The sequence below is a fragment of the Pelagibacterium nitratireducens genome (genome assembly GCF_037044555.1).
Classification (GTDB): domain Bacteria; phylum Pseudomonadota; class Alphaproteobacteria; order Rhizobiales; family Devosiaceae; genus Pelagibacterium; species Pelagibacterium nitratireducens.
The window spans coordinates 1,340,540-1,365,216 of the sequence record NZ_CP146275.1; the positions used below are offsets into that span (position 1 = coordinate 1,340,540).

Annotated in this window: 20 protein-coding genes and 1 other RNA gene; 20 read left to right on the plus strand and 1 reads right to left on the minus strand. The window is 61.6% G+C overall.

Annotated elements, in window-relative coordinates:
• Positions 1-410 precede the first annotated feature (410 nt).
• From ettA to rarD, 3 genes are all read left to right on the plus strand, one after another.
• Entirely contained in the window at positions 411-2,066 is a 1,656-nt protein-coding gene (gene ettA, locus V6617_RS06710) for an energy-dependent translational throttle protein EttA (protein WP_338609900.1), read from the plus strand.
• 84 nt (positions 2,067-2,150) lie between these two features.
• Positions 2,151-2,984 carry an alpha/beta hydrolase gene (locus V6617_RS06715; RefSeq protein ID WP_338609902.1) on the plus strand — a complete coding sequence of 278 codons (834 nt, stop codon included), beginning with the start codon at positions 2,151-2,153 and terminating at the stop codon, positions 2,982-2,984.
• Between the two features lie 85 nt (positions 2,985-3,069).
• Positions 3,070-4,014 carry an EamA family transporter RarD gene (gene rarD / locus V6617_RS06720; RefSeq protein ID WP_338609903.1) on the plus strand — a complete coding sequence of 315 codons (945 nt, stop codon included), beginning with the start codon at positions 3,070-3,072 and terminating at the stop codon, positions 4,012-4,014.
• An 80-nt stretch (positions 4,015-4,094) separates the two neighbouring features.
• Here rarD and V6617_RS06725 read toward each other — a convergent pair whose 3' ends face one another.
• Positions 4,095-5,012 (minus strand): hydrogen peroxide-inducible genes activator, encoded by a 918-nt coding sequence (locus V6617_RS06725; protein WP_338609904.1) that lies wholly within the window; start codon positions 5,010-5,012, stop codon positions 4,095-4,097.
• A 123-nt stretch (positions 5,013-5,135) separates the two neighbouring features.
• Here V6617_RS06725 and katA point away from each other — a divergent pair, with 123 nt between their 5' ends.
• The 17 genes from katA (at position 5,136) to murB (ending at position 24,666) form a co-directional block, all read left to right on the plus strand.
• The gene (gene katA / locus V6617_RS06730) at positions 5,136-6,617 is read left to right on the plus strand and encodes a catalase KatA (protein WP_338609905.1); all 1,482 of its coding nucleotides are present in this window, start codon (positions 5,136-5,138) and stop codon (positions 6,615-6,617) included.
• A gap of 175 nt (positions 6,618-6,792) precedes the next feature.
• The gene (locus V6617_RS06735; protein WP_338609906.1) at positions 6,793-7,908 is read left to right on the plus strand and encodes a DUF2336 domain-containing protein; all 1,116 of its coding nucleotides are present in this window, start codon (positions 6,793-6,795) and stop codon (positions 7,906-7,908) included.
• Positions 7,909-7,980: 72 nt separating this feature from the next.
• On the plus strand, positions 7,981-8,949 hold the full coding sequence (locus tag V6617_RS06740) for a metalloregulator ArsR/SmtB family transcription factor (RefSeq protein ID WP_338609907.1): 969 nt from the start codon (positions 7,981-7,983) through the stop codon (positions 8,947-8,949).
• 2 nt (positions 8,950-8,951) lie between these two features.
• Positions 8,952-9,851, plus strand: coding sequence for a methylenetetrahydrofolate reductase [NAD(P)H] (metF, locus tag V6617_RS06745; RefSeq protein ID WP_338609908.1), 900 nt, complete (start codon positions 8,952-8,954; stop codon positions 9,849-9,851).
• A 117-nt stretch (positions 9,852-9,968) separates the two neighbouring features.
• Positions 9,969-10,709, plus strand: coding sequence for a hypothetical protein (locus tag V6617_RS06750; RefSeq protein ID WP_338609910.1), 741 nt, complete (start codon positions 9,969-9,971; stop codon positions 10,707-10,709).
• Positions 10,710-10,815: 106 nt separating this feature from the next.
• Entirely contained in the window at positions 10,816-11,550 is a 735-nt protein-coding gene (locus V6617_RS06755) for a DnaJ family molecular chaperone (RefSeq protein ID WP_338609911.1), read from the plus strand.
• A 35-nt stretch (positions 11,551-11,585) separates the two neighbouring features.
• An RNA gene (gene rnpB / locus V6617_RS06760) (RNase P RNA component class A) lies at positions 11,586-11,961 on the plus strand.
• A gap of 163 nt (positions 11,962-12,124) precedes the next feature.
• Entirely contained in the window at positions 12,125-13,102 is a 978-nt protein-coding gene (rsmH, locus tag V6617_RS06765) for a 16S rRNA (cytosine(1402)-N(4))-methyltransferase RsmH (protein WP_338609912.1), read from the plus strand.
• Complete coding sequence (gene ftsL, locus V6617_RS06770) at positions 13,099-13,488, plus strand: cell division protein FtsL (RefSeq protein WP_338609913.1); 390 nt, start codon at positions 13,099-13,101, stop codon at positions 13,486-13,488. Before rsmH ends, ftsL begins: the two co-directional genes overlap by 4 nt.
• The gene (locus tag V6617_RS06775; RefSeq protein WP_338609914.1) at positions 13,485-15,209 is read left to right on the plus strand and encodes a penicillin-binding protein 2; all 1,725 of its coding nucleotides are present in this window, start codon (positions 13,485-13,487) and stop codon (positions 15,207-15,209) included. Before ftsL ends, V6617_RS06775 begins: the two co-directional genes overlap by 4 nt.
• Positions 15,210-15,239: 30 nt before the next feature.
• On the plus strand, positions 15,240-16,682 hold the full coding sequence (locus V6617_RS06780; RefSeq protein ID WP_338609916.1) for a UDP-N-acetylmuramoyl-L-alanyl-D-glutamate--2,6-diaminopimelate ligase: 1,443 nt from the start codon (positions 15,240-15,242) through the stop codon (positions 16,680-16,682).
• 8 nt (positions 16,683-16,690) lie between these two features.
• Positions 16,691-18,088, plus strand: coding sequence for a UDP-N-acetylmuramoyl-tripeptide--D-alanyl-D-alanine ligase (locus V6617_RS06785; RefSeq protein ID WP_338609918.1), 1,398 nt, complete (start codon positions 16,691-16,693; stop codon positions 18,086-18,088).
• 18 nt (positions 18,089-18,106) lie between these two features.
• Complete coding sequence (gene mraY, locus V6617_RS06790) at positions 18,107-19,192, plus strand: phospho-N-acetylmuramoyl-pentapeptide-transferase (RefSeq protein WP_338609919.1); 1,086 nt, start codon at positions 18,107-18,109, stop codon at positions 19,190-19,192.
• A 647-nt stretch (positions 19,193-19,839) separates the two neighbouring features.
• Positions 19,840-21,027, plus strand: a complete 1,188-nt coding sequence (locus V6617_RS06795; protein WP_338609921.1) for a putative peptidoglycan glycosyltransferase FtsW — start codon at positions 19,840-19,842, stop codon at positions 21,025-21,027.
• A gap of 140 nt (positions 21,028-21,167) precedes the next feature.
• On the plus strand, positions 21,168-22,262 hold the full coding sequence (gene murG, locus V6617_RS06800) for an undecaprenyldiphospho-muramoylpentapeptide beta-N-acetylglucosaminyltransferase (protein WP_338609922.1): 1,095 nt from the start codon (positions 21,168-21,170) through the stop codon (positions 22,260-22,262).
• Positions 22,259-23,692, plus strand: a complete 1,434-nt coding sequence (gene murC / locus V6617_RS06805) for a UDP-N-acetylmuramate--L-alanine ligase (protein ID WP_338609923.1) — start codon at positions 22,259-22,261, stop codon at positions 23,690-23,692. The genes murG and murC overlap by 4 nt, the downstream gene beginning before the upstream one ends.
• Positions 23,689-24,666, plus strand: coding sequence for a UDP-N-acetylmuramate dehydrogenase (gene murB, locus V6617_RS06810; protein WP_338609924.1), 978 nt, complete (start codon positions 23,689-23,691; stop codon positions 24,664-24,666). Before murC ends, murB begins: the two co-directional genes overlap by 4 nt.
• The last annotated feature ends 11 nt before the right edge of the window (positions 24,667-24,677 follow it).

A 24,677-nucleotide genomic window follows, 5' to 3' on the forward strand; every position in this document is an offset into this window, starting at 1 on the left:
CCGCATCGGTCCCCAGGCACTCCGGAGTGTCCGTTGGCCGGTCCGGGTTCCATGCGGGTCGCCGCAGGGAAGGCCCAAAGCGGACGGATGGCCGGGCGAGGATGGGAGTCCACGTCGTACTCCCGAAAGGGAGAGGGGCACCGCGGAAGGCACCAGCGATGGTGCAATCCCGACAAACCCCAGCCCGAGACGCCGCCATAAGCCAAAAACCCCGGATGCATGGGGCGATGATCGCTTCATATACTAAAAACTACATGCGGAGCGCTCATCGCCCCATGCCGTCTATCCAATCATAGCCCGAGGCGATATCGCCGTCGGAGGTTTTCGCGCGGCCATTGCACCGCCTGACGGCTTGTCCTACATACGGCCCCAAGTTTCTCAGGCACGAATTTCCAAGAGGCACCCGCTTTATGGCGCGTCAATTCATCTATCATATGCACGGCATGTCCAAGGCCTATTCCGGTGGGAAGAAGGTCATCGACAATATGAATCTCTCGTTCTACCCCGATGCCAAGATCGGCATCCTGGGGCCGAACGGCGCGGGTAAATCCACGCTTCTGAAAATCATGGCCGGAATTGACACCGAATTTACCGGCGAAGCCTGGGCCGCCGATGGTGCGACTGTCGGATATCTGCCCCAGGAGCCCCAGCTCGACGAGCAACTCGACGTCAAGGGCAACGTGATGATCGGGGTCAAGGACAAGCAGGCCATCCTCGATCGCTACAACGAGCTGATGATGGATTATTCCGACGAGACGGCCGACGAAGCCTCAAAGCTTCAGGACCAGATCGACGCCGATGACCTGTGGGATCTCGATTCCAAGGTCGAGATGGCCATGGACGCGCTGCGCTGCCCTCCGGGGGGAGAAAGCGTGGACAAGCTTTCGGGCGGTGAAAAGCGCCGTGTGGCCCTGTGTCAGCTGCTGCTCAGCCAGCCCGACCTGCTGCTGCTCGACGAGCCGACCAACCATCTGGACGCCGAAACCACGGCGTGGTTGGAAAAGCATCTGCGCGAATATCCCGGCGCAGTGCTGATCATCACCCACGACCGCTACTTCCTCGACAACGTGACGGGCTGGATTCTGGAGCTCGACCGCGGGCGCGGCATTCCCTATGAGGGCAATTACACGGCATACCTGACCGCCAAGGCCAAGCGCATGCAGCAGGAAAAGAGCGAGGATCAGGCCCGCTCGAAGGTGCTGGAGCGCGAAAAGGAATGGCTGGGCCAGTCGCCCCAGGCGCGCCAGACCAAATCCAAGGCGCGTATCCGGGCCTATGACGAACTGGTCAAGATCAACGAGGCGCGGGCGCAGTCCAACACCGCCCAGATCATCATTCCGCCCGGCGAGAGGCTGGGCCAGAACGTCATCGATATCGAAGGCGTCAAGAAAGGCTTTGGCGACCGGCTGCTGATCGATGGGCTCAGCTTCAAGCTGCCGCCGGGCGGTATTGTCGGGGTGATCGGGCCGAACGGTGCGGGCAAGACCACGCTGTTCAAGATGCTGACCGGGCAGGAGCAGCCCGATGAGGGCACGATTACGGTCGGCGATACCGTCCATATGGGCTATGTGGATCAGAGCCGCGACAGCCTCGATGCGAAAAAGAGCGTCTGGGAGGAAATCTCGGGCGGCAATGACATCATCAAGCTGGGCAAGCGTGAGGTCAATTCACGGGCCTACACCTCGTCGTTCAACTTCAAGGGCGGCGACCAGCAACAGCCGGTGGGTACACTTTCGGGCGGGCAGCGCAACCGCGTGCATCTGGCCAAGATGCTCAAATCGGGCGCCAACGTTCTGCTGCTCGACGAACCGACCAACGATCTGGACACCGAAACGCTGGCGGCGCTTGAAGAGGCGCTCGAGGAATTTGCCGGCTGCGCCGTCATCATCTCGCACGATCGCATGTTCCTCGACCGTCTGGCCACCCACATCCTGGCGTTTGAAGGCGACAGTCATGTGGAGTGGTTCGAGGGCAATTTCCAGGATTACGAGGCCGACAAGGTGCGGCGGCTCGGCCCGGATTCGGTCAATCCCAAGCGCGTGAGCTACAAGCCGCTGACGCGGTAGGCCGCCAGCGCGCCGGACAAAACGATTGTTATGGGGGCCGGGGATTTTTCCCCGGCCCGTCTGTTTCGCTATAGGCTCTGGATCATGATTGAACCGTTTTCCCTCCAAATCGACGATGCCAATTTCACCGGGATCGAGGCCGGGGAGGGGATACCGGTGGTGTTTTTGCATGCGGGGGTGTGTGACCGGCGCATGTGGGAAAACCAGATCGAGGCGGTTGCTGCAGCGGGGTTCTGGGGTATTGCCTACGACCGGCGCGGGTTTGGAGAGACCGTTTCGCCGGACGAGGGATTTTCCCATCTCGAAGACCTCGAAGCGGTTCTGGACGCGCTCGATGTCCATGCTGCGGTGTTCGTTGGCTGCTCGATGGGCGGTGCGCTGGCCATAGACTTTGCGCTGGCCAATCCCGAGCGCACCGCCGGGCTGGTTCTGGTGGGCACCTCGATCAGCGGCGCCCGGGTGCCGTCCTTGCCGCCCGAGATCATGCAGATCGCCAACGCCATGGAAGCGGTGGAGGAAAGCGGGGATGTCGATGCGATCAACGCGGTCGATACCCACGCCTGGCTCGACGGTCCGCTTTCCGAAAGCGGGCGGGTGAAGGGCGCGGTGCGGGAGCTGTTCCAGGCCATGAACGGCACCATTCTGCGCAAGAGCGACATGACCCGGGAAGACAGGCCCGAGGCTGCGATCGATCGCATAAGCGAGATCGATACGCCGGCGCTGCTGGTGGCGGGGGACCTTGATTTTCCCCATATCGTCAACCGCCATGACGATCTGTCAGAAGAGATGGAGAACGCGTTTGCCGTGGTGATCGAGGGCACCGCGCATCTGCCCAGTCTTGAGCGCCCCGACCTGTTCAATCCGCTGCTGCTCGAGTTTCTTCGCATGGTGACGGGTCAGGCGGACAATGAGCAGTGATCGAACCGATCACAAACTCTTACTGGCCCGCTGGCGTTTGGCGACATAGTCTGGCGTTTGCGACTCCTGGTTTGAAGGCCTCCCCATGACATCGATCGAAGGCGCTCCCGCCGCAAAAGGCGTGCGGTCTCCCCGTCCCACAGGGCCGGACGACAATGTGCGCCTTGGTGTCTTTGCGGCGCTGGCCACCTATACGATCTGGGGTGTGCTGCCGCTGTTCTTCAAGCTGCTCGAGCACGTCAATCCAGTCGGCGTGGTGGCGAACCGGATCCTGTGTTCGCTGTTTTTCGTGATGGCGATCCTTTATTTCCGCCATCAGTTCGGTGAAGTGCGTGTTGCGCTCAAGGACCGGCGCACCGTGTTGCTGATGTGCGTTTCGGCGGTGCTGATCGCAGCCAACTGGCTCATTTTCGTGTGGGCGGTGGGCAACAACCATGTGCTCGAAGTGAGTTTTGGCTATTTCATCAATCCGCTGGTCAGCGTGGCGATCGGCATGGTGCTGCTGTCGGAAAAGCTCAGCCGGACGCAAGCACTCGCCATTGCCATTGCCGTTGTCGCCATAGCCATTCAGGCCGTCGGCCTGGGCAGCGTGCCGTGGGTTTCGCTGGCGCTGGCGCTGACATTTGCCTTTTATGGCTATGTGCGCAAAACCGTCGATGTGGGCTCGGCGGCGGGGCTGGCCATCGAGACGCTCGTTCTCATTCCGATCAGCGCAGCTTATATCCTTTATCTGCTGACCGGGCCGGCGCCCGATTTCTACGCCGACCCGACCACCACGCTGTTTCTGGTGATGACCGGGCCGATGACAGCGGTGCCGCTGGTCATGTTCGCCTTTGCGGCGCGGCAGTTGCGGCTTTCGACCATCGGGATGTTTCAGTACATAGCGCCCTCGCTTCAGTTCGCGGTGGCGGTGTTTGTGTTCGGCGAGGACTTGTCGCCGGCCCGGCTGGCCAGCTTTGCGCTGATCTGGGTGTCGCTGGCGGTGTTTTCCTACGGCTCCTGGCGGGGACGCGGTCCCAAACCTGCCTAGATCGTGTCCAGCAAAGCATGTCCTCGACGCGATCGGGGATGGGCCCGGTTTTGCGGTTCGGACACGCGAGAAGACAAGGTCTAGGTCGGTTGCCAGTCGGTGCGAAGGCTCGCTTCTCCGACCCTGGTGACAATATCGCCGATCCTGCGATAGAGCGATTCATAGGGCGAGTTGGCGCGCCAGACCAGCCGGAGAACGCGTGCGGCGCCAGGGGCGCTCAGGGTGTGAAATTCGATACGTTTGTTGTGTTCCTCACGCCGGAGGCTGATGGTCGGCAGAAGGGTGACACCGTAGCCATTGGCGACCAGTTCCAGAATTGTGGTCAGCGAAGTGGCCGCGAAGGTCCGACCTTGCAGGTCGGGCTTGAGCGCACAGGCATCGACCATCTGGTCGCGCAGGCAATGGCCCTCTTCGAGCAAAAGGAATTTGTCGCGCGGCAGGTTGGCGAGATTGACCGGGTCAGCCAGATCGGTGCCGTTGCGGGTGGCGAGAACGAATGGATCGGCGAACAGGGCGACCGAGGTGAGATTGGAGCGGTCGGTTTCGGTGGCGATCAGCGCAATGTCGAGATCGCCGTCGCTCAACGCCGACAAAAGCCGCTCGGTTTTACCCTCGCTGATGGAAAAGCGGATATCTTTGAGATGATCTGTCAATGCCGGCAGAATCTCGGGGAGAAGATAGGGCGCGACCGTGGGGATTATTCCGAAACGCAAGGGACGGGCCGGTTGTCCCGCTGCCATGTCGGCGAAGGTTTCAAGATCGACGGCGGCGCCCAGAACGCGGCTTGCATGGGCGAGAAATTCGCGGCCGAACGGGGTGAGGGTCACTGTCTTGCCCAGCCTGTCGAAAAGCGAGGTCTGGCAGCGCTCCTCAAGCAGCCTCATCTGCTGGGACAGGGCCGGCTGGGTCACGTGGCACCGCTGGGCGGCGCGCCCGAAATGGCCCTCTTCGGCAATGGCTTGCGCGTAGTGAAGCTGGCGCAGGGTTATTGTGTGCATTGGGACCTGTCCGATTTGATAAGGCAATCTTATCATGAGTGTCAGTTTTATCAATTTGCATGATTGTCACGCTGGGGGTAGGAAAGGCCATCTCTTTAGAATCGATACAAACTAGGAGGCCTCATGTCCGACAAACCGACAATGACGACCAGCGCCGGGGCGCCGGTTCCCGACAACCAGAATTCGATCACCGCCGGGCCGCGCGGCCCGGTGCTGATGCAGGATTATCAGCTGATCGAAAAGCTGGCGCACCAGAACCGCGAGCGGATTCCCGAGCGCGTGGTGCATGCCAAGGGCTGGGGCGCTCACGGTACGCTCAAGATCACTGGTGACATCTCCAAATATACGCGCGCCAAGGCGCTGCAGCCGGGTTCGGAAACGCCGCTGATCCTGCGGTTTTCGACAGTTGCTGGCGAATTGGGCGCTGCGGACGCAGAGCGTGACGTGCGCGGCTTTGCCATCAAGTTCTACACCGAAGAGGGCAATTGGGACCTCGTGGGCAACAACACGCCGGTGTTTTTCGTGCGTGATCCGCTCAAGTTCCCCGACTTCATTCACACCCAGAAGCGCCATCCCAAGACCAATCTGCGCTCGGCGACGGCAATGTGGGATTTCTGGTCGCTTTCGCCTGAAAGCCTGCACCAGGTGACGATCCTGATGAGTGATCGCGGCCTGCCGGTGGCGCCGATGTTCATGAACGGGTACGGCAGCCACACCTATTCGTTCTGGAACGATGCCGGTGAGCGGTTCTGGGTGAAGTTCCACTTCAAGACCCAGCAGGGGCACAAGCACTACACCAATGAAGAAGCCGAGAAGGTCATCGGTTCGACTCGCGAGAGCTATCAGGAAGAGCTGTTCGGTTCGATCGAGAAGGGTGAATTCCCCAAGTGGACCGTTCAGGTGCAGATCATGCCCGAGGCAGATGCGGAAAAGACCTCCTACAATCCGTTCGACCTCACCAAGGTATGGCCGCACGCCGAATATCCGCCGATCGAGATCGGTGTGCTCGAGCTGAACCGCAATGCCGAGAATTATTTCTCAGAGATCGAACAGGTTGCGTTTTCGCCGTCCAACATCGTGCCGGGGATCGGGCATTCGCCCGACAAGATGCTGCAGGCACGCGTGTTCTCCTACGCCGATGCGCACCGCTATCGTCTGGGCACCCACTACGAGGCGCTTCCGGTCAATGCACCGAAGTGCCCGGTTCATCACTATCACCGCGATGGGCAGATGAATTTCTACGGCGGGATCAAGACAGGCAACCCGGACGCCTACTACGAGCCCAACAGCTTTAGCGGCCCGGCCGAGGACAAATCGACCCAGGAGCCCCCGCTCAAGATTTCGGGCGATGCCGATCGGTACAATCACCGCGAAGGCAATGATGATTTCGGCCAGCCGCGGGCTCTGTTCAATCTGTTCGACGAGGGCCAGAAGCAGCGTCTGTTTTCAAACATCGCCGCGGCGATGGGCGATGCGCCCGATGAGATCAAGGAACGCCAGTGCAAGCTGTTCGATCAGGTCCATCCCGATTATGGCGCCGGTGTTCGTGCAGCGCTTGCAGCAGGCAAGGAGGATCGTGCTGCGGCGATCTCTGCTGCAGAATAGCGTTCCGGCTCTCGCCAGATTTTTGGGGGTCCGACTCGACAGAGCCGGGCCCTTTTTGGTGGGTAGGGAAAAATACTTAGCCTTTTATTCAAATTTCCCGCGATGAATTCAGTGGGCCGAAAAGGCGCACCCGATAGGTTGACCCGACATGCGGCAACCAGCCGGGGAGAACAACATGACCGAAGCAATTGAAAGCGTGCGGGCGTTCGCGAATTTCAGGGTTCTGAACGGCGAGGCCGACGCAGGCGAGCGCGATCATCTGATCCGCAATCTGGCACAGTTGTTCTCCTATGTTTCGGACAGGTGCGATGACGAGCAGGTCGCGCAGTATGACGAGGTGCTGTGTCAGCTGGCCGATATCGTCGAGGTGGAGGCGCGCGAGCACGTCGCCAAACTGCTGGCGCCACTCGAGAGAGCACCCGGTTCGGTCGTGCTCAGGCTCGCCAACGACGTTATCGAAGTCGCGGCATCGCTTCTCGAATTCTCTCAGGTGCTTTCGGACGATGACCTGATCGATATTATCGAACAGCGTTCGGAATCCCATCGGATGGCGATCGCGAGCCGCAAAGGGCTGGCTGGACGCGTCGGTGAAGCCATTGCCACGTTCGGCGCCGAGCCCTCCGTCACGCAATTGCTGAGCAATACACGGGCCGAGATCACCCATCGCACGGTCGACAGGATCGCACAGCGCGCGCTTGAGAATGAAGCGTTTGCCAAATTGCTTCGGGGGCGCAAGGACATCGACTGGTCCGAGGTGCGGGCCGAGGTCTCGACCGCCGGCATGGCAGCGCTCGAAGGCATCGGCATTTTTTCACGCGCGGAGAATCCGGCGACGGCCTCGCGGGTGCAGGCGGTTGTGTATAATCGCATCAAGAACCAGGCCGGCTTTTCCTCTCAGGAATGGAAACTGGCCTGGAACCAGGTGAAGGCGCTGGCCGACCGTCGCCGGTTCGATCTTAAGGCGCTGCATCGGTTTACCCGGTTTGGCTATGGCCATCATACGGCTGCGGGGCTGACGATGCTGCTCGAGGTGCGCCCCGAGATCGTCGTCAAATGGCTGGCGATGCAGGACTACGTCGCCTTTACGGTTGCGGCGCGCGCCATCGGGCTCGATGCCGATCTGTTTGAGGCTGTGGTTGCAGTGTTGCCGTGGCGCGACCTGCCGAGCCGCGCCGATATCGTCAATGTGCGCAAGCGCTATGAGGCGTTGAGCGAGGACGAAGCGTCGGGTATTTTCGATCTGTGGCGGTCTCATTCCTTTCGCCGCCGGCAGGAAGAAGCGGTGGCCTGAGTCTGGCCAGCCTTGACAGTAATGATATAAAGATATCTTTATGTCCCAACCATTTTTACAGGTTGGGACAGGATGCGGCAACCGCAGGACATCGTCTTGCTCTTGAAGGCGGCGGGTGAAGTCACCCGCATGCGTCTGCTTGCGCTTCTCGTTCAGGGCGAGTTGTCGGTCAAGGATTTTACCGAAATCCTTGGACAAAGTCAGCCGCGCATTTCCCGTCATCTCAAATTGCTGGCCGATTCCGGGCTCGTCACGCGGCACGCCGAGGGAGCGTGGGCCTATTATCGGCTCAATCGCGACAAGACCAGTGGGGCGCTGGCCGAATGGCTGATGGAGCATCTGGACACTGACGCTGCAGAATTGCGGCGGGACCTGGAAAAACTGTCCGGATTGCGTGCCGCGCAACAGGAACGCGCTGCCGCCTATTTCGCCACGATTGCCCAGAGCTGGGATAAATTGCGCAGCCTGCATGTGGCCGATTCCGCCCTGGAAACAGCTATCGTTGAAGCGGCTGGGCAGGAACCGGTCGATATGTTTCTCGATCTGGGGACAGGAACCGGGCGAATGCTCGAGCTTCTGGACGGAAAATACCGCGAAGGCATCGGGCTGGATTCAAGTCGCGAGATGCTTTCGGTGGCGCGGGCCAAGCTCGATGCTGAAGGTATCGAAAAGGCGCAGGTGAGGCTCGGGAACATCACCGAGTTGGACGACTATCACCAATCGGGCGATCTGGTGATGCTGCATCAGGTGCTCCATTATTTCGATGACCCTTCGATTGCGATCGCTCACGCTGCGCACTGCCTCAAACCCAATGGACGGATGCTGATCGTCGACTTTGCGCCGCACGATCTAGAGTTTCTGCGCACTGAACAGGCACATCGCCGGCTCGGTATGTCTCAGGAACAGATGATGTTGTGGGTGCGCGCGGCGGGGCTCGATGTTGCTTCGTGCCGCAGTTTCCCTCCCGCCCGTGACGATGGACTGACCGTGTGCCTTTGGGTGCTCGAAACCATAAAACCAAACACTACGAAAGGAGTCTGATCGTGGTGTCTGCGACAGGCGAAAGCCGGCTGAGCCGTCAGCCAGGAGAGGGACGTCCCGACATTTCGGTGAGCTTTGAGTTCTTCCCGCCCAAGACCGATGTCATGGAGGAAAGATTCTGGGCGAGCCTTGACCGGCTCGCTCCGCTTGGACCGCGTTTCGTTTCGGTGACCTATGGCGCGGGTGGCTCGACCCGTGAGCGTACGCTTCGCATGGTATCGCGGATCACCAATGAGACCGGCGTTCCCGCGGCTGCGCATCTGACCTGCGTGGGTGCGACGCGCGACGAAGTCGATGACGTGGTTCGCGGCTACGCCCAGGCTGGGGTCAGGCGGATCGTTGCGCTGCGTGGCGATCCACCCGAGGGAGTGGGGCATGCCTTTACTCCGCATCCGGATGGGTACAACAGTGCGGCCGATCTCGTTGGTGGGATCCGAAAGCTGGGCGATTTCGATATTTCGGTCGCTGCCTATCCCGAAAAGCACCCGCAGAGTGCGGACTGGGACGCCGATATCGACAATCTCAAGCGCAAGCTCGATGCCGGCGCGGACCGAGCGATCACCCAGATGTTTTTCGAGAACGGCGATTACTGGCGGTTCGTGGAACGGGCGCACAAGGCAGGGATAACCGCGCCGATCGTTCCCGGAATCCAGCCCATCCACAGTTTCCGGCAGATCGCGGGATTTGCGGACCGTTGCGGTGCTTCGATCCCGCAATGGCTGGCCGACCGGTTCGACGGGCTCGACGATGACCCGGAAACCCATGCGCTGGTGGCGGCTGCCGTTGCCGCCGAGCAGGTGACCGAATTGCTTGATTCGGGGATAACCGAATTCCACTTCTATACGCTCAACCGCTCCAATCTGGTGCTGGCGCTGGCACGATTGCTCGGCATTCGTCCCTGAGAACGCAGCGCACGAGAGGGCCTTCAGGTCCCATTCACCAAACTGCTGCCATTTTCAGGGAGGAAGAGATGGGTTGTGTGGGGGCACATGGCCAAATGGGCCGATTGGAACGCAGAAATGATGCTCTCTAGACCCTTGGCGTCGGGCGCGATGCTGGTATTGATAATAGGCGCGGTCGGCGGTGCTGCCTTGCAGCACGAGCCGGGCGCCGGCTTTGTCGCTGCACCCGAAGGGCCAACGGAAAATGCAGATCGCGAGGTGACTGCCGCCGACCGGATTGTCGAAAGCGCCGGCTTCCCCGTGGTGCCGCAGGCGGAACGGGATCGGGCGGGCGAAGCGACGCACGGTCCAATGGTGACTGTAAACGGGAGGCCCCTGGGTGAGGACCGTCCCGCCGTTGATCGGACTGTGGCGTCAACGCCCGCAGAGGCCCAGACCACAAGCGATCCGGCCCCGCAGACCGAAACGAGCGCTGCCGAGATGGCAGCAATCGAGCCGCCGCGCCCTCTCCCGCGCCCGGAGGGGCTCGGTGTGTCCCAGCAGGAGACGACCGGCATCGACTACGATGCCATAGCGCGAGCGGCCGGTGCGCCCAACCGGAATTCACAGGTTTCGGCTCCGGGCTTTCTGGTCCCTCCCGATACGCAGACGCTGGCGCCGCTGACCGGCCCGGACAGCGGATACGATCCGCGCATCGGCAGCAGTTCCGAGCAGGATGAACTGGTCGGTGTTGTCGGCCCGAACGGGGAAATCCTGTGGGTCTATGAAGAACAGGTGCCGGCGCTGAACAGCCGCGTTACCATCCAGCGCCGCCAGCAGGTTCCGCAGAACAACCCGTTCGGCTTCGTTTACGAATAGATGCACTGGTCGGGCGTATTGACGCATGACCTGGACGCTGTCTTGCTTGTGCCCGATTGCTGCGGACGATAAACACCTTGGGCAGAGGTTCGCACGGGACACGGTCATGTCGATCTGGCAGCAAATCGCAGCGCTCCTTGGCTCGTTCTCGCAGGGAACCGGGCTGGCTGGCGGTATCGCGAGCATTCTGGATCCCGACAATTGGGCGCCGGGTGGCCGCGAGGCGGCGTTCACCATGTCGATTATCGCGCTTTCAGCCAAGATGGCGGTTGCTGACGGGGTGGTAAGCCGGCGCGAAGTCAGCACGTTTCATACACTTGTCGATATTCCTGAAGGCGCCGACGCGCATGTGGATCGGTTTTTCGCACTTGCCCAGCAGGACGTGGCCGGGTTCGACAGCTATGCGCGCAAGGTGCGCAAGCTGTTTGCCGATAGCCCGGCGACGCTCGAGCATGTGCTCGATGCGCTGTTCGAGATCGCGACGGCAGACGGGTTCGTGCATGGCGACGAAATGGCCTATCTCGAAGCGGTAAGTGAGATTTTCGGGTTCGATTCCGTACGTTTCGAGCAGATCGCGTCCCAGCACGTGCTGCTGCCCACGGGGAATCGCGATCCTTATGCCGTGCTTGGGCTGGCGCCGGACGTCACCGACGATGAATTGCGCCGGGCCTATCGACGGCTTGTGGCCGAACACCATCCCGATCGGATGATCGCCAAGGGCGTGCCCGAGGAATTGATGGGGCTGGCGTCGGCCAAGATGGCGTCGATCAACACGGCCTATCGCGATGTAACCCGTGCACGGGGCAAGCGCCCGGCACTGGTCTCCCCTCAATCGACTTGACCATCTCACCATGAGCACCCTACATCAGCCAGTCACCAGTTGACCGGGCGGCCGCTGCGTGAGCAGAGGAAAGTCCGGGCTCCATGAGAACACGGTGCCGGGTAACGCCCGGCGGGGGCGACCCCAGGGAAAGTGCCACAGAAAGCAAACCGCCCCGGACCTGTCCGGGGTAAGGGTGAAAGGGTGCGGTAAGAGCGCACCGGGTGCCTGGCAACAGGGGCCGCACGGTAAACCCCACCGGGAGCAAGACCGAATAGGGACGATGGAGGCATGCCTCGGCCGCGTTTTCACGGCTTGTCGTCCGGGTTGGTTGCATGAGGGCTCCAGCAATGGGGTTCCCAGATGAATGGTCGCCACGTCCGCGTTTCGGCGCGGGCCCTACAGAACCCGGCTTACAGGTCAACTGGTGACCGTTTTGCCCGTTCTTTGTGCCTCCAAACCGGTTTGGGAAACAAAATCTTAAAGACTGGGATGCAATCTGCTCAAAGTGGAACAATGCCACTTGTTTTAGTTTTGAGTACCGGCCGAAATCCTCGGCTGGCCCAAGGAGCGCCGGGCGCGAGTATCTGACCAGATGGGCGAGCCACAATCCTCTCATGAATCGGTGTTGCTGAGCGAGGTGCTGACAGCGCTTGCGCCGCTCGATGGCGCGCGCATCGTCGATGGCACGTTCGGGGCAGGCGGTTATTCGCGGGCGCTGCTTAAAGAGGGTGCGCATGTGATCGGGATCGATCGCGACCCGAGCGTGGCGCCGTTCGCAGATGCGCTCACGAGCGAGTTTCCCGACCGCTTCGTATTTATTGCCGGGCCGTTTTCCGAGCTCGATACTCTGGTCGGCGAACGGCAGGTCGATGGCGTGGTGCTCGATATCGGGGTGAGCTCGATGCAGCTTGATCAGGCCGAGCGCGGCTTTTCGTTCATGCGATCGGGTCCGCTCGACATGCGGATGGGACAAGAGGGCGAAACGGCGGCCGATCTGGTCAACACGCTGAGCGAAACCGATCTGGGCAATCTGATCTTTGCTTTCGGTGAAGAGCGGGCTTCGCGCCGTATCGCAAAGGCCATCGTCGAAGCGCGAAAGAGCGCGCCGATCACCGATACGCTGGCGCTGGCGGAACTCATTGAAAAGGCCGTCGGGCGCAAGCCGGGCGGTCCGCATCCGGCGACACGGACATTCCAGGGCCTGCGGATCGCGGTCAATGGCGAGTTCGACCAATTGGTCGCTGCGCTTTTTGCTGCCGAACGTATCCTGCCCGAAGGTGGGCGGCTGGCGGTGGTGACCTTCCATTCGCTGGAGGACCGGATCGTCAAACGGTTTTTCGATCAGACCAAGACAGCGGCACCTCAATCGCGGCACCTGCCATATTCGGCGCCGATCGAGGCCTGCTGGGCACCTGTGCGCAAGGCAGTGAAGGCCGGCAAGGACGAGGTGGGACGCAACCCGCGGGCGCGGTCTGCCACCCTGCGCAGCGGCGTGCGGACGGCAATTGCGGCGCGGCCGGAACAGATTGCGGGACTGGGCGTGCCTGGTTTCAGGCGAGGTGCTGCATGAGCAGGTTCCTCCAGCATCTTAACATCTTTCTCGGCGTCGTCGCCGTTATTGCGGTTGTTGCCGTCTATTCGCAAAAGCATATGGCCGAACTGACCGCCGAGGAAATCGGGCGCATCGAGAGCGCTATTGCCCAGCAGCAGGCCGATCTTTCTATCCTCAAGGCCGATTGGGCCTATCTCAACCAGCCGACCCATATTCAGCCGATCGTCGATCGTCACAACGACGTCTTGAATCTGCAGGTTGCCGAGGCAACACAGTTTGCCAGCTTCGCCGATTTGCCTATGCGGCCGCAGCAGCGGCTCGACACCGAATCCCTTGATGCCCTGTTTGAAACCATCGAGGCGGGTGAAGATCCGATCGGTTCCCTCCTGGAGGGCTTGCTATGAGTGCGGTTACCCCGGAAACGATTTCCATTGACGGTACCCGCAAGGCGCGGGGCAATCTGACCGGCGCGCGCATCCGCTGGGCCATGGCGTTTGTTCTTATCGTGTTTTCGGTGATGTTCGGGCGGCTGATCTGGCTGGGCAATGTCGAGGTCGATACCACAATCGAGGGTCAGACCCGCGACGCGATCATGGCATCGCGCCCGGCGATCCTGGACCGAAACGGTCTGGAGATGGCCGTCGACATCCGCGTGCCCTCTCTTTTTGCCGAGCCACGGCGCATTATCGATGTCGATGAGGCCGCTGACGCGATCCTGACAGTTCTGCCCAATCTCGACAGCGCCTGGCTGCGCGACCGGTTGACGGGAGACAAGGGGTTTGTGTGGGTGGCGCGGGAGTTGACTCCTGCCCAACGCGACCGGATCATGCGGCTCGGTATTCCGGGGCTCGATTTCCTTGAAGAAAGCAAACGGTTCTATCCCGGCGGGACTGTGGCCGCGCACGTGATGGGTGCGGTCAATATCGACAATGTCGGGATTGCCGGCGTCGAAAAGCACCTTGATGACGACAATCTGGCTCTGCTGCAAAATCTTGGTCTTGCCCGCGACAGCGCGCTGACTCCGGTCAATCTTGCCATGGATTTGCGCGTGCAGAGCATTCTGCACGAAGAACTGGTGAGCTCGATGGAGCGCTATCAGGCGATTGCGGCCGGTGGGGCGATCATGGATGTGCGGACCGGCGAGATCATCGCCATGGCCTCCCTTCCCGACTTCGATCCCAACAATCCCGGCACCATGCTCGAGGAAGGGCGATTCAATCGATTGACTGCCGCCAAGTTCGAGGTGGGTTCGATCTTCAAACCGATTACGTTTGCCGCCGCGCTGGACGCGGGTGCCGTTCGACTCACCGACACCATCGATGCCCGGTTCGGGGTGCGGTTCGGGCGCTATACGATCGAGGATTTTCACGGACAGTATCGCATGCTCTCGGTACCCGAAGTGTTCCGGTATTCGTCCAATATCGGCACGATCCGGATCATGCAGGCGCTGGGCAAGGACAATTTCCGGGCTTTTCTGACACGGATGGGACTGGAGGGCGCCCCGCAAATCGAGCTGCCCGAGGTGACCCGGTCCTCCATTCCGGCGAACTTTTCCGAGGTGGGTGCCGCTACGGCGTCGTTCGGGCATGGGCTCAGCGTAACGCCGCTGCAGATGCTGACGGCAACCGCGGCGCTGGTGAATGGTGGGCATCTGATGGACGCCACGCTGTTTCCGCGCACCGAACAGGAGGCAATGACCGGATCGACCCAGGTTATCTCCGCGCAGACAAGCGACTATCTGCGTTATCTGATGCGCTTGAACGGGGTGGTGGGTTCGGGCAGCACGGGCAACAAGATTGCCGACGGCTATCGCTGGGGCGGCAAGACGGGCACGGCGGAGAAAGTTGTCGACGGCCAGTATTCGAGCAGTCTGGTCACTGCCTTCTTTTCCTCGGCCTTTCCACTCGACGATCCTAGATATGCGCTGATTATTTTTGTAGATGAACCGCAGGCCGAAAACGCGCAGTCGGGTCGGACCGCGGGTTGGAACGCAGGGCAAATGTCGGCCCGTATCGTCAAGCGCATCGCACCGATGCTGGGCATCCAACCCATCTTGGGACCGCAAATCGACGCGCAACTGGTTCCCGTCCAGCTCCGCAACGGGGCCGAGTTTACCGGGTTCTGATATATTTGGCGGACAATGGGGGACGTGATTTTGCCGCATAAGCTTACCGATATTGTGCACCGGGCCGCCGGGGCGGGAGACGTGCCCGATATCGCCATCGGCGGGCTGAATGCCGACAGCCGGCTGATCGGGCAAGGCGATGTGTTCTTTGCGCTGCCCGGCGCGCGGGGGCATGGAAATATCTATGCCCAGGATGCGGCGGGCCGGGGCGCTGTGGCCATGGTCACCGATACGGCGCCACAGGCAGATCCGGGCATCCCGGTTGTCATGGTCGAAGATGTGCGGGCCGCCTATGCCATCGCAGCCGCGAATTTTTGCGGGCCGCAACCGGCCATCTGCGCTGCAGTAACCGGGACGAACGGCAAGACCTCGGTTGTCTCCTTTCTGCGCCAGATCTGGGCTTATGCGGGCATAAGGGGAGCGAGCCTTGGAACGTTGGGGCTGATGGTTGGCGAAGAACACATTCCCGGTGAACTGACGACACCCGACTCGCTGTCCTTGCACAAAATTCTGGCGCAGCTCAAAGCGGACGGCATCGATCATGTCGCGCTGGAGGCCTCCAGCCACGGGCTCCATCAGCGCCGGTTGGACGGGGTGAAGTTTACCGCCGTGGCCTTCACCAATCTCAGCCGCGACCATCTCGATTATCATGAGACCGTCGATGCCTATCGCGACGCCAAACTGCGGCTGTTCCGCGATCTGATCGATGGTAATGCCACCGCCGTCGTCGATGCCGAGAACGAGGAGGGGATGCCCTTCATGTTCGCGGCCCTCGACAAGGGTGCGACGGTCTTCACGGTCGGAGAGGGCGGGGCTCATATCGACGTCGAGAGCGTTGAAAGCGAGGGGTTCGGGCAGCGGATCAAAGGCAAGCTGGTGGGCGAGCCAATGGAATTTCTTCTGCCTCTGGTCGGGCGGTTTCAGGTCGACAACGCGGTGGTTGCCGCCGGGTTGGCGATGGCGACCGGAGTTGCCAATGGCGATGCCATCAAGGCGCTCGAGACCATCAAGGGCGCCAAGGGGCGGTTGGAGAAGGTCGCCCAGCGTGGCGAAGCGGCGGTGTTTGTGGATTATGCACATACGCCCGATGCGCTGGAAAATGCGCTGGTGGCACTGCGGCCCTTTGCCAAGGGTCGGCTGACCGTTGTGTTCGGGTGCGGCGGGGACCGCGATCCCGGCAAGCGCCCACAGATGGGCGAAGTGGCTCAACGCCTGGCCGATCGGGTGATCGTGACCGACGACAATCCGCGCACCGAAGATGCCGGTGCGATCCGCGCGCAAATCCTTGCTGCGGTACCGGAAGCCCTGGAGATTGCCGATCGGGCCGAAGCGATCGGTCATGCAATTGCCGAAATGGGCGCAGAGGACGTTATTCTGGTCGCCGGCAAGGGACATGAGGACTACCAGATCGTGGGCAAGACAAAGCACCATTTTTCCGACCACGAGGTCGTGCGCGCGGCCTTTGAGGACTGAGGCTGTCAGTGTCCGCGCTCTATGGCATCGATGAGATCTTGGCGGCAGCCGGTGGGGAAGCCCGCGATGTGGCTGCCGATCGCGTTTCTTCGATTTCCATAGATTCGCGCGAGCTTGCCCCCGGCGCGCTGTTCGTTGCCATCCGGGGCGAAAATTTCGACGGGCATGATTTCGTTGCCGAAGCCATAAAGGCGGGTGCGGTCGCTGCGCTGGTGAGCAGGGACAGGGCCGAGGCTTTGTCGGGGCTGCCGCTGATCGTTGCCGAGGACGCGTTGGCGGGACTGTATGGAATGGCGGCATTTTCCCGTTCCCGATCAAAGGCATCCATCATAGCGGTCACCGGAAGCGTGGGGAAAACCTCGACCAAGGAAGCTCTTCGCGTGGCGCTGGAGGCCAATGGCAGGACCCATGCCTCGATCAGGAGCTTCAACAATCATTGGGGTGTGCCGCTGATGTTGGCGCGGATGCCAGCCGACACCGAATATGGTGTGTTCGAGATCGGCATGAGCGCGGCAGGGGAGATCACACCACTTTCAAAACTGGTTCGCCCGCATGTGGCGGTGGTGACCACCGTGGCGCCGGCTCATCTCGAATTTTTTGCCTCCGAGGCGGCAATTGCCGATGCCAAGGCGGAGATTTTTTCCGGTGTGGAACCGGATGGTCGGGCGATCATCGGAACCGATCATAGGCATGTGGAGCGGTTGACGACGGCAGCGGCGGCTGCCGGGCTGTCCACGATGACCTATGGGTTTGCCACCGGCGATGTGACGATATCGAACTATCGGGCGACGCAGGGCGGAGCGACCGGGCATATCGAGGGCCACGGGCTCTCGTTCGAGGTTGCGATTGCGACGGCGGGGCGGCACATGCTGGCCAATGCTGTCGCGGCATTGCTTGCTGCGCGGGCGGTTGGCGGTGATGTGGAGAAATCGCTTGCGGCGCTTGCTTCCCACGGCGCGCCCGAGGGGCGCGGCGCGGCGGCTTTGCTTGGCGATCCCGGCAATCCGATCCGGCTGATCGACGAGAGCTACAACGCCAATCCCACGTCGATGCGCGCGGCGCTGGAGGTGTTCGCGCAGATGCCGGCGCCGGGACGGCGGGTTCTGGTGCTCGGGGACATGCGTGAGCTGGGCGCGGCGTCGGCCGATTATCACACCGCGCTTGCCGATTCTGTGGTGGCGGCAAGGCCGGACCGGGTGTTTCTGGTGGGAGAGCATATGGCCAAACTGGCCGACGCTTTGCCAGCGGCGCTTGTTGCGGGGCGGGCACAGGGTGTGGACGAGATTGCCGACGCTGTTTTGGAAACGCTTGCACCGGGCGACTCAGTTATGCTCAAGGGATCGAACGGCGTGAAGCTGGGCGCTTTGGTGGCCCGGATCCGAGACCGGTTCGGCGTAAAAAGGTAAAGGCACAGACGGTATCCCATGCTCTATTTCCTGCAGCAGTTTGCTGACGCCTTTCCGGTCTTTAACGTGTTCCGCTATCTCTCGTTCAGGACGGGCGGCGCGATCATCACGGCGCTGTTCTTCGTGTTCCTGTTCGGCCCGGGTATGGTCAATTCGCTGCGCATCCGGCAGGGCAAGGGGCAGCCGATCCGCGAGGACGGCCCGCAGAGCCACCTTTTGACCAAGAAGGGCAAGCCCACAATGGGCGGGTTGATGATCCTTTCTGGTGCGCTGGTTTCGATCCTGCTCTGGGCGGACCTGTCCAACATGTATGTCTGGGCCGTGCTGCTGGTGACGACCGGGTTCGGGCTGGTCGGGTTTTATGACGACTATCTCAAGGTCAAGCACCAGAACCACAAGGGTTTCGGGGGCAGGGCGCGGCTGGCCATCGAGTCGGTGATTGCCATTGCGGCATGTATCATCATCGCCAGCCAGGCACCGGCAGGGTACGAGAACGCGCTGCTGCTGCCGTTCGTCAAGGATCTGGCGCTCAACCTGGGGTTGTTCTTCTTTATCTTCGGCGCCTTCGTGATCGTTGGCGCGGGCAATGCGGTCAATCTGACCGACGGTCTGGATGGGTTGGCCATCGTGCCGGTGATGATCGCGGCCTCGGCGTTCGGGCTGATCGCCTATCTGGTGGGCAACCAGGTTTATTCCGATTATCTGTTTCTCAATTTCGTGCCGGGCACGGGCGAGTTGTCGATCGTGTGCGGCGCGCTGATCGGAGCGGGGCTGGGGTTCTTGTGGTTCAACGCACCGCCGGCCCAGATCATCATGGGCGATACGGGCTCGCTGTCGCTGGGCGGCGCGCTGGGGACCATTGCTGTGGCCACCAAGCACGAGTTGGTCATGGCCATCGTGGGCGGGCTGTTCGTTCTCGAGGCGGTGTCGGTGATCGTGCAGGTGGTTTCGTTCCGGCTGACGGGCAAGCGGGTGTTCAAGATGGCGCCCATTCACCACCATTTCGAGCATCTGGGCTGGACCGAGAGCCAGATCGTCATCCGGTTCTGGATTATAGCGATGGTGCTGGCGCTGATCGGGTTGAGCTCGCTGAAGCTGCGCTGACATCTTCTCCCGATCCATGGGCGCGGTCTTTCGTCGAGGCAGGCGAAAACCTCCGACGGCGATATCGCCTCGGCTTGCTGAATTAGATAGACGGCATGGGGCGATGAACGCTCCGCATGATCTAGTTTTTATATGAAGCGATCATCGCCCCACGCATCCGGGGTTTTGGGCTTATGGCGGTGTCTCGGGCTGGGGTTTGTCGTCCGGGATATTGGCATTTTTAGTGGGTCGGTTGGCGAACCGGGAATCCGGTGCCCACTTTCCCTGCCAACCTCCCGTCGGTGCCCCTCTCCCTTTCGGGAGTACGACGTGGACTCCCATCCTCGCCCGGCCATCCGTCCGCTTTGGGCCTTCCCTGCGGCGACCCGCATGGAACCCGGATCGGCCTGTCGGATGGGATCGAAGTGCCCGAGGGCCGATGCGGTCCTAAGGCTCGGACCCATGCTCCCCCTTCTCCAATCCCGCCCTCACCGGAAGCTCGTATGCATCCTCGTCTCTGGTGCGGCCGTGCGGGAACAATGGCACGGGGGTGATGGGGCGGGGATAAGTTTTCGGGCCAGGGCATCATGGTTGCGAAATGGTAACCACTGGGGTGGTAATTTCGCATTCTGCAATTTTGTGCCCTCCCTGCGTACCGGAGTATCCCCGTGACCGCCATTTCCGCCTGGTTCTCCCGCGAGCGAAAGACGCCCATCGCCGAATGGTGGTGGACGGTGGATCGGGAATTGCTGTTTGCGCTGATTGCGCTGATGGGGTTCGGGGTGCTCTTGAGCTTTGCGGCGAGCCCGCCGGTGGCCGAGCGGATCGGGTTGGGGCCGTGGCATTTTACCCAGCGGCACGTGATATTCTGCATTCCGGCCCTGGCCGCGGTGTTTCTGGCCTCGCTGGTCAACGCGCGCTGGGCGCGGGTCATCGGGTTGGTCACGCTGGTGGGAGGTGTTGTGCTTCTGGCGCTGACGCTGCGTTACGGCGTCGAGGTCAAGGGCGCCCGGCGCTGGATTTCGTTCATGGGGCAATCGCTTCAGCCCATCGAATTCGTCAAGCCGGCCCTGGCCGTGATGTCGGCCTGGTTCATCTCCGAACAGATGAAGCGAAAGGATGTGCCCGGCCATTGGCTTGCCATGGGGGCGACCGGGCTGGTGGTGGGGCTGCTGCTGCTCCAACCCGACGTGGGACAGACCATCCTTGTTGCCGTGGTTTATGGCGGGTTGCTGTTTTTGTCGGGCATTTCCTGGCTGGTGATCGGGGTGTTGGGGCTGGCGGCGATCGGTCTGCTGGTTCTGGCCTATACCGTTTTTCCGCATGTGGCGCGGCGTATCGATGCCTTCATCAACCCCGAGACCGGAGACAATTATCAGGCCGAGCGGGCGCTCGAATCGCTGCTCGAGGGGGGATGGTTCGGAATGGGACCGGGCGAGGGAATCGCGCGCCGCTATCTGCCGGACGCCCATGCCGACTTTGTGTTCGCGGCCGGGGCCAGCGAGTTCGGCATCCTGTTCTGCCTGATGCTGGTGGGACTGATTGCCTTTATCGTCATCCGGGCGCTCAACCTGGCGATGCGGCAGCAAAACCTGTTCAATCGGCTGGCGGCGAGCGCGCTGGCCATTCAGTTCGGTGTGCAGTCGGCGTTCAACCTGACCGTCAATCTCAATCTCATCCCGCCCAAGGGCATGACGCTGCCCTTCGTTTCGTATGGCGGCACCTCAATGATTGCGATTGGGCTGTCCATGGGTCTATTGCTGGCGCTCACGCGGCGAAAGCCCGAAGAAACCTTTGCCACCGGCCTGCCGATCCGCAGCGCCCTGGATCATCCGGGCGTGCCGGGCAAACGCTGAACTGGTCGCGCCTTGGATCAAGTCCGCTTTTCCTTGAATCGCGGACTTGATCCAGGTCTTTTGTTTTGTCGCGCGTCCGAACCGCAAAACCGTTTTCACTTTTGCTGGACGCGCTCCAGCGCACCGAACAACAGGTTGATATGAGTACATTTGCATTGATGGCCGGGGGGACGGGCGGACATCTTTTTCCAGCCATGGCGCTGGCGCAGGAACTGCGCCGGCGTGGGCATGAAATTCATCTGGTGACCGACGAACGGGTCAGCCATTACGGGGCGGAATTTCCTGCAAGCGGCATTCATGTGGTGCCCGCTGCCACGCCCTCTATCCGCAATCCGATAAAGTTCCTCAAAGCGGGGTTCACAATACTGGGCGGGACCGGAACGGCCATTGGCGTCTTGCGCGAGATCAAGCCGGCAGCGGTGGTCGGTTTCGGGGGGTATCCCTGCTTTCCGCCGTTTCTTGCAGCATCGGTGCTGCGCATTCCTGGCATCCTGCACGAGCAGAATGCGGTGATGGGGCGGGCCAACCGGGCGTTGGCGCGGTTCGCAAAAGTGCTGGCCATGAGCTTTGCGCAGACGGCGCATGCCGACAAATTCAAGCTCGACAAGGTGCTGGTGGGCAATCCGGTGCGCGACAGAGTTCGGGCGATTGCCGGAATGAGCTATCCGGCGCTTGCCGAAGACGGGCCGATCAATCTTCTGGTGTTCGGTGGCAGCCAGGGTGCGCGGGCGTTTTCCGACATCGTGCCGGCGGCGATTGCGGAGCTCGACGAGCCCTTGCGGCGGCGGCTGGTCGTCACCCAGCAATGCCGGGAGGAAGACCTCGACCGGGTGGCGGAAGCCTACCGCGCGGCGCGGGTCAACGTGGAACTTGCCGGGTTTTTCACCGATTTGCCCGAACGTATCGTTTCGAGCCATCTGGTGATCGGGCGGGCAGGGGCTTCAACGATTGCAGAATTGGCCGCCCTGGGGCGGCCCTCCATCCTGATTCCGCTGCCCGGATCGCTCGATCAGGACCAGAAGGCCAATGCGCTGGTGATGGAAAAGGCCGGGGGCGCGTGGGTCTTCGATCAGGCCACGCTTTCACCGCAATCTCTTGCCACCCAGCTTCACGAACTCTTGAACGCTCCGGATCGCCTTCGGGCAGCAGCTTCGGCCGCCCTGTCGGTGGGCATGCCCGATGCCGTTGAACGGCTGGCCGATCTCGTCGAGCAAACCGCCAAAGGACAGTCATGAACACCAAGATGCCACGCGATATCGGGCCTGTGCACTTCATCGGCATTGGCGGGATCGGGATGAGCGGCATTGCCGAAGTGCTGCACACCCAGCGCTACACGGTGCGCGGTTCGGACGCGTCGATGAATGCCAATGTGCAGCGGCTGCAGGCCATGGGCATCGAAGTGATGGTGGGGCAGAAGGCCGAAAATATCGGCGATGCCGCGGTTGTCGTCGTCTCTTCGGCCATCAAGAAGGACAATCCCGAACTGAAAGAAGCCCGCGCCAAGGGGCTGCCCATCGTGCGGCGGGCCGAGATGCTGGCCGAAATCATGCGGTTCAAGAACGCGATTGCCATCGGCGGCACCCACGGCAAGACGACGACGACCTCTATGGTCGCGGCGCTGCTCGATGCGGGGCAGTTCGACCCGACGGTGATCAATGGCGGCATCATCAATGCCTATGGCACCAATGCGCGGCTGGGGCAGGGCGACTGGATGGTTGTCGAGGCCGACGAAAGCGATGGCACTTTCGTCAAGCTGCCGGCCGATGTCGCGGTCGTGACCAATATCGACGCCGAGCATCTCGATCATTATCACGACTTCGAGGGGGTCAAGAAGGCGTTCCGCAATTTCATCGAGAACGTACCGTTCTACGGTTTTGCCGTGATGTGCCTCGATCACCCCACGGTGCAGGCGCTGGTGGGCGAGATCGAGGACCGGCGGATGATCACCTATGGGCTCAACCCGCAGGCCGATGTGCGGTTGATCGATGTGGTCAACGACAATGGGGTTTCGAAGTTTTCGGTGATCGTCCGGGACCGGATCAGCGGCAAGACGCGCACCATCGATGCGCTGGAACTGCCCATGCCGGGCATGCACAACGTGCTCAATGCGACAGCGGCGATTGCCGTGGCGCAGGAACTCAAGATCACCGACGCGCAGATCCGGGCGGGGCTGAAAGGGTTCGGTGGGGTCAAGCGGCGGTTCACCAAGACCGGTGAAGTTGGCGGGATCACCATTATCGACGATTACGGGCACCATCCGGTCGAGATTTCCTCGGTGCTGCGGGCGGCGCGACAATCGACCAAGCGCGACGTGATTGCCGTGGTGCAGCCGCACCGCTATTCACGGCTCAACGATCTGTTCGACGATTTCTCGGCGTGTTTCAACGAAGCCGATACGGTGCTGGTGGCGCCGGTCTATGCGGCGGGCGAAACCCCGATCGAGGGTGTGAGCCATATCGAGCTGGTGGACCGGATCCGGGCGCGTGGGCATCGCGATGCACGGGTGATTGCGGGGCCGGAAGAGTTGGCGGGGCTGATCGCGGATCGGGCCGGGGCAGGCGATTATGTCGTGTGCCTCGGTGCGGGGAACATAACGCTCTGGGCAGCGGCGCTGCCGGGCGAACTGGAAACTGAACTGGCCGGAAAGTCCAGGGCCAGCGCATGAGTTTTCCCGACCTTCTGCCGCGGTTTTCCGGCTGGATCGGGGATGTGCGGGGCAAGCTGAGCCCCAATCATCCGCTGGCCAAGACCGTGTGGTTTCGCGTGGGCGGGCCGGCGCAGCTCTATTTCGAGCCGGCGGACGAGGCCGATCTGGCGCTGTTTCTGAAGAATCTACCTACCGAAATCAAGGTAACGGTGATCGGGCTGGGCTCGAACCTTCTGATCCGTGATGGGGGTATCGACGGAGTGGTCATCAAGCTGCCGGCCAAGGCGTTCGGCAGGGTCGAGGTTCTGGAGGGCAATCGGGTGCGGGCCGGGGCGGGGCTTCCCGACGTCAAGATCGCCACGGCGGCGGCCAAGGCGGGAATCGACGGACTGGCGTTTTTCCGGGGCATTCCCGGGGCGGTCGGCGGCGCGCTTTACATGAATGCGGGGTGCTATGGCACCGAAGCCAAAGAGCGGGTGGTCAGCCTGCGCGGCGTGACGCGGGACGGCGAGATTATCGAGCTGACCAATGCCGATATGGCCTATCAGTATCGCAAGTCGAACGGGCCGGAGGGGGTGGTGTTCACCTCGGCGGTGTTCGAGGGGCTCTCCGGCGACAGCGAGGACATTCTGACCAAGATGCGCGAGATCACCGAGCGGCGCGAGAGCACGCAGCCGACCAATACGCGCACGGGTGGATCGACCTTCAAGAACCCCGATGGGCAATCGGCCTGGAAGCTCGTCGATGAGGCGGGGTGCCGGGGATTGCGGATCGGGGATGCGCAGGTTTCGGAAATGCACACCAATTTCCTCGTCAATCTCGACGCGGCGAGCGCCTACGAGATCGAGACGCTGGGGGAGACGGTGCGGGCCAGAGTGCGTCAAACGCATGGTGTCGAGCTGGTGTGGGAAATCCGGCGGATGGGGCATTTCGCGCCGGGACGTGAAGTCAAAGAGTTTCTCGACGGCGATGTTTTTGCCGGCGTAGCCTGAACAAGCCGGAA

Bases quoted from the DNA above. Each gene is read 5' to 3' on its own strand.
- V6617_RS06775 (WP_338609914.1), top strand. From the start codon at position 13,485: ATGAGTGCGGTTACCCCGGAAACGATTTCCATTGACGGTACCCGCAAG.
- V6617_RS06715 (WP_338609902.1), top strand. From the start codon at position 2,151: ATGATTGAACCGTTTTCCCTCCAAATCGACGATGCCAATTTCACCGGG.
- V6617_RS06725 (WP_338609904.1), bottom strand. From the start codon at position 5,012: ATGCACACAATAACCCTGCGCCAGCTTCACTACGCGCAAGCCATTGCC.
- V6617_RS06735 (WP_338609906.1), top strand. From the start codon at position 6,793: ATGACCGAAGCAATTGAAAGCGTGCGGGCGTTCGCGAATTTCAGGGTT.
- katA (WP_338609905.1), top strand. From the start codon at position 5,136: ATGTCCGACAAACCGACAATGACGACCAGCGCCGGGGCGCCGGTTCCC.
- murG (WP_338609922.1), top strand. From the start codon at position 21,168: ATGAGTACATTTGCATTGATGGCCGGGGGGACGGGCGGACATCTTTTT.
- ettA (WP_338609900.1), top strand. From the start codon at position 411: ATGGCGCGTCAATTCATCTATCATATGCACGGCATGTCCAAGGCCTAT.
- murB (WP_338609924.1), top strand. From the start codon at position 23,689: ATGAGTTTTCCCGACCTTCTGCCGCGGTTTTCCGGCTGGATCGGGGAT.
- ftsL (WP_338609913.1), top strand. From the start codon at position 13,099: ATGAGCAGGTTCCTCCAGCATCTTAACATCTTTCTCGGCGTCGTCGCC.
- murC (WP_338609923.1), top strand. From the start codon at position 22,259: ATGAACACCAAGATGCCACGCGATATCGGGCCTGTGCACTTCATCGGC.
- V6617_RS06750 (WP_338609910.1), top strand. From the start codon at position 9,969: ATGATGCTCTCTAGACCCTTGGCGTCGGGCGCGATGCTGGTATTGATA.
- rsmH (WP_338609912.1), top strand. From the start codon at position 12,125: ATGGGCGAGCCACAATCCTCTCATGAATCGGTGTTGCTGAGCGAGGTG.
- V6617_RS06740 (WP_338609907.1), top strand. From the start codon at position 7,981: ATGCGGCAACCGCAGGACATCGTCTTGCTCTTGAAGGCGGCGGGTGAA.
- rarD (WP_338609903.1), top strand. From the start codon at position 3,070: ATGACATCGATCGAAGGCGCTCCCGCCGCAAAAGGCGTGCGGTCTCCC.
- mraY (WP_338609919.1), top strand. From the start codon at position 18,107: ATGCTCTATTTCCTGCAGCAGTTTGCTGACGCCTTTCCGGTCTTTAAC.
- V6617_RS06755 (WP_338609911.1), top strand. From the start codon at position 10,816: ATGTCGATCTGGCAGCAAATCGCAGCGCTCCTTGGCTCGTTCTCGCAG.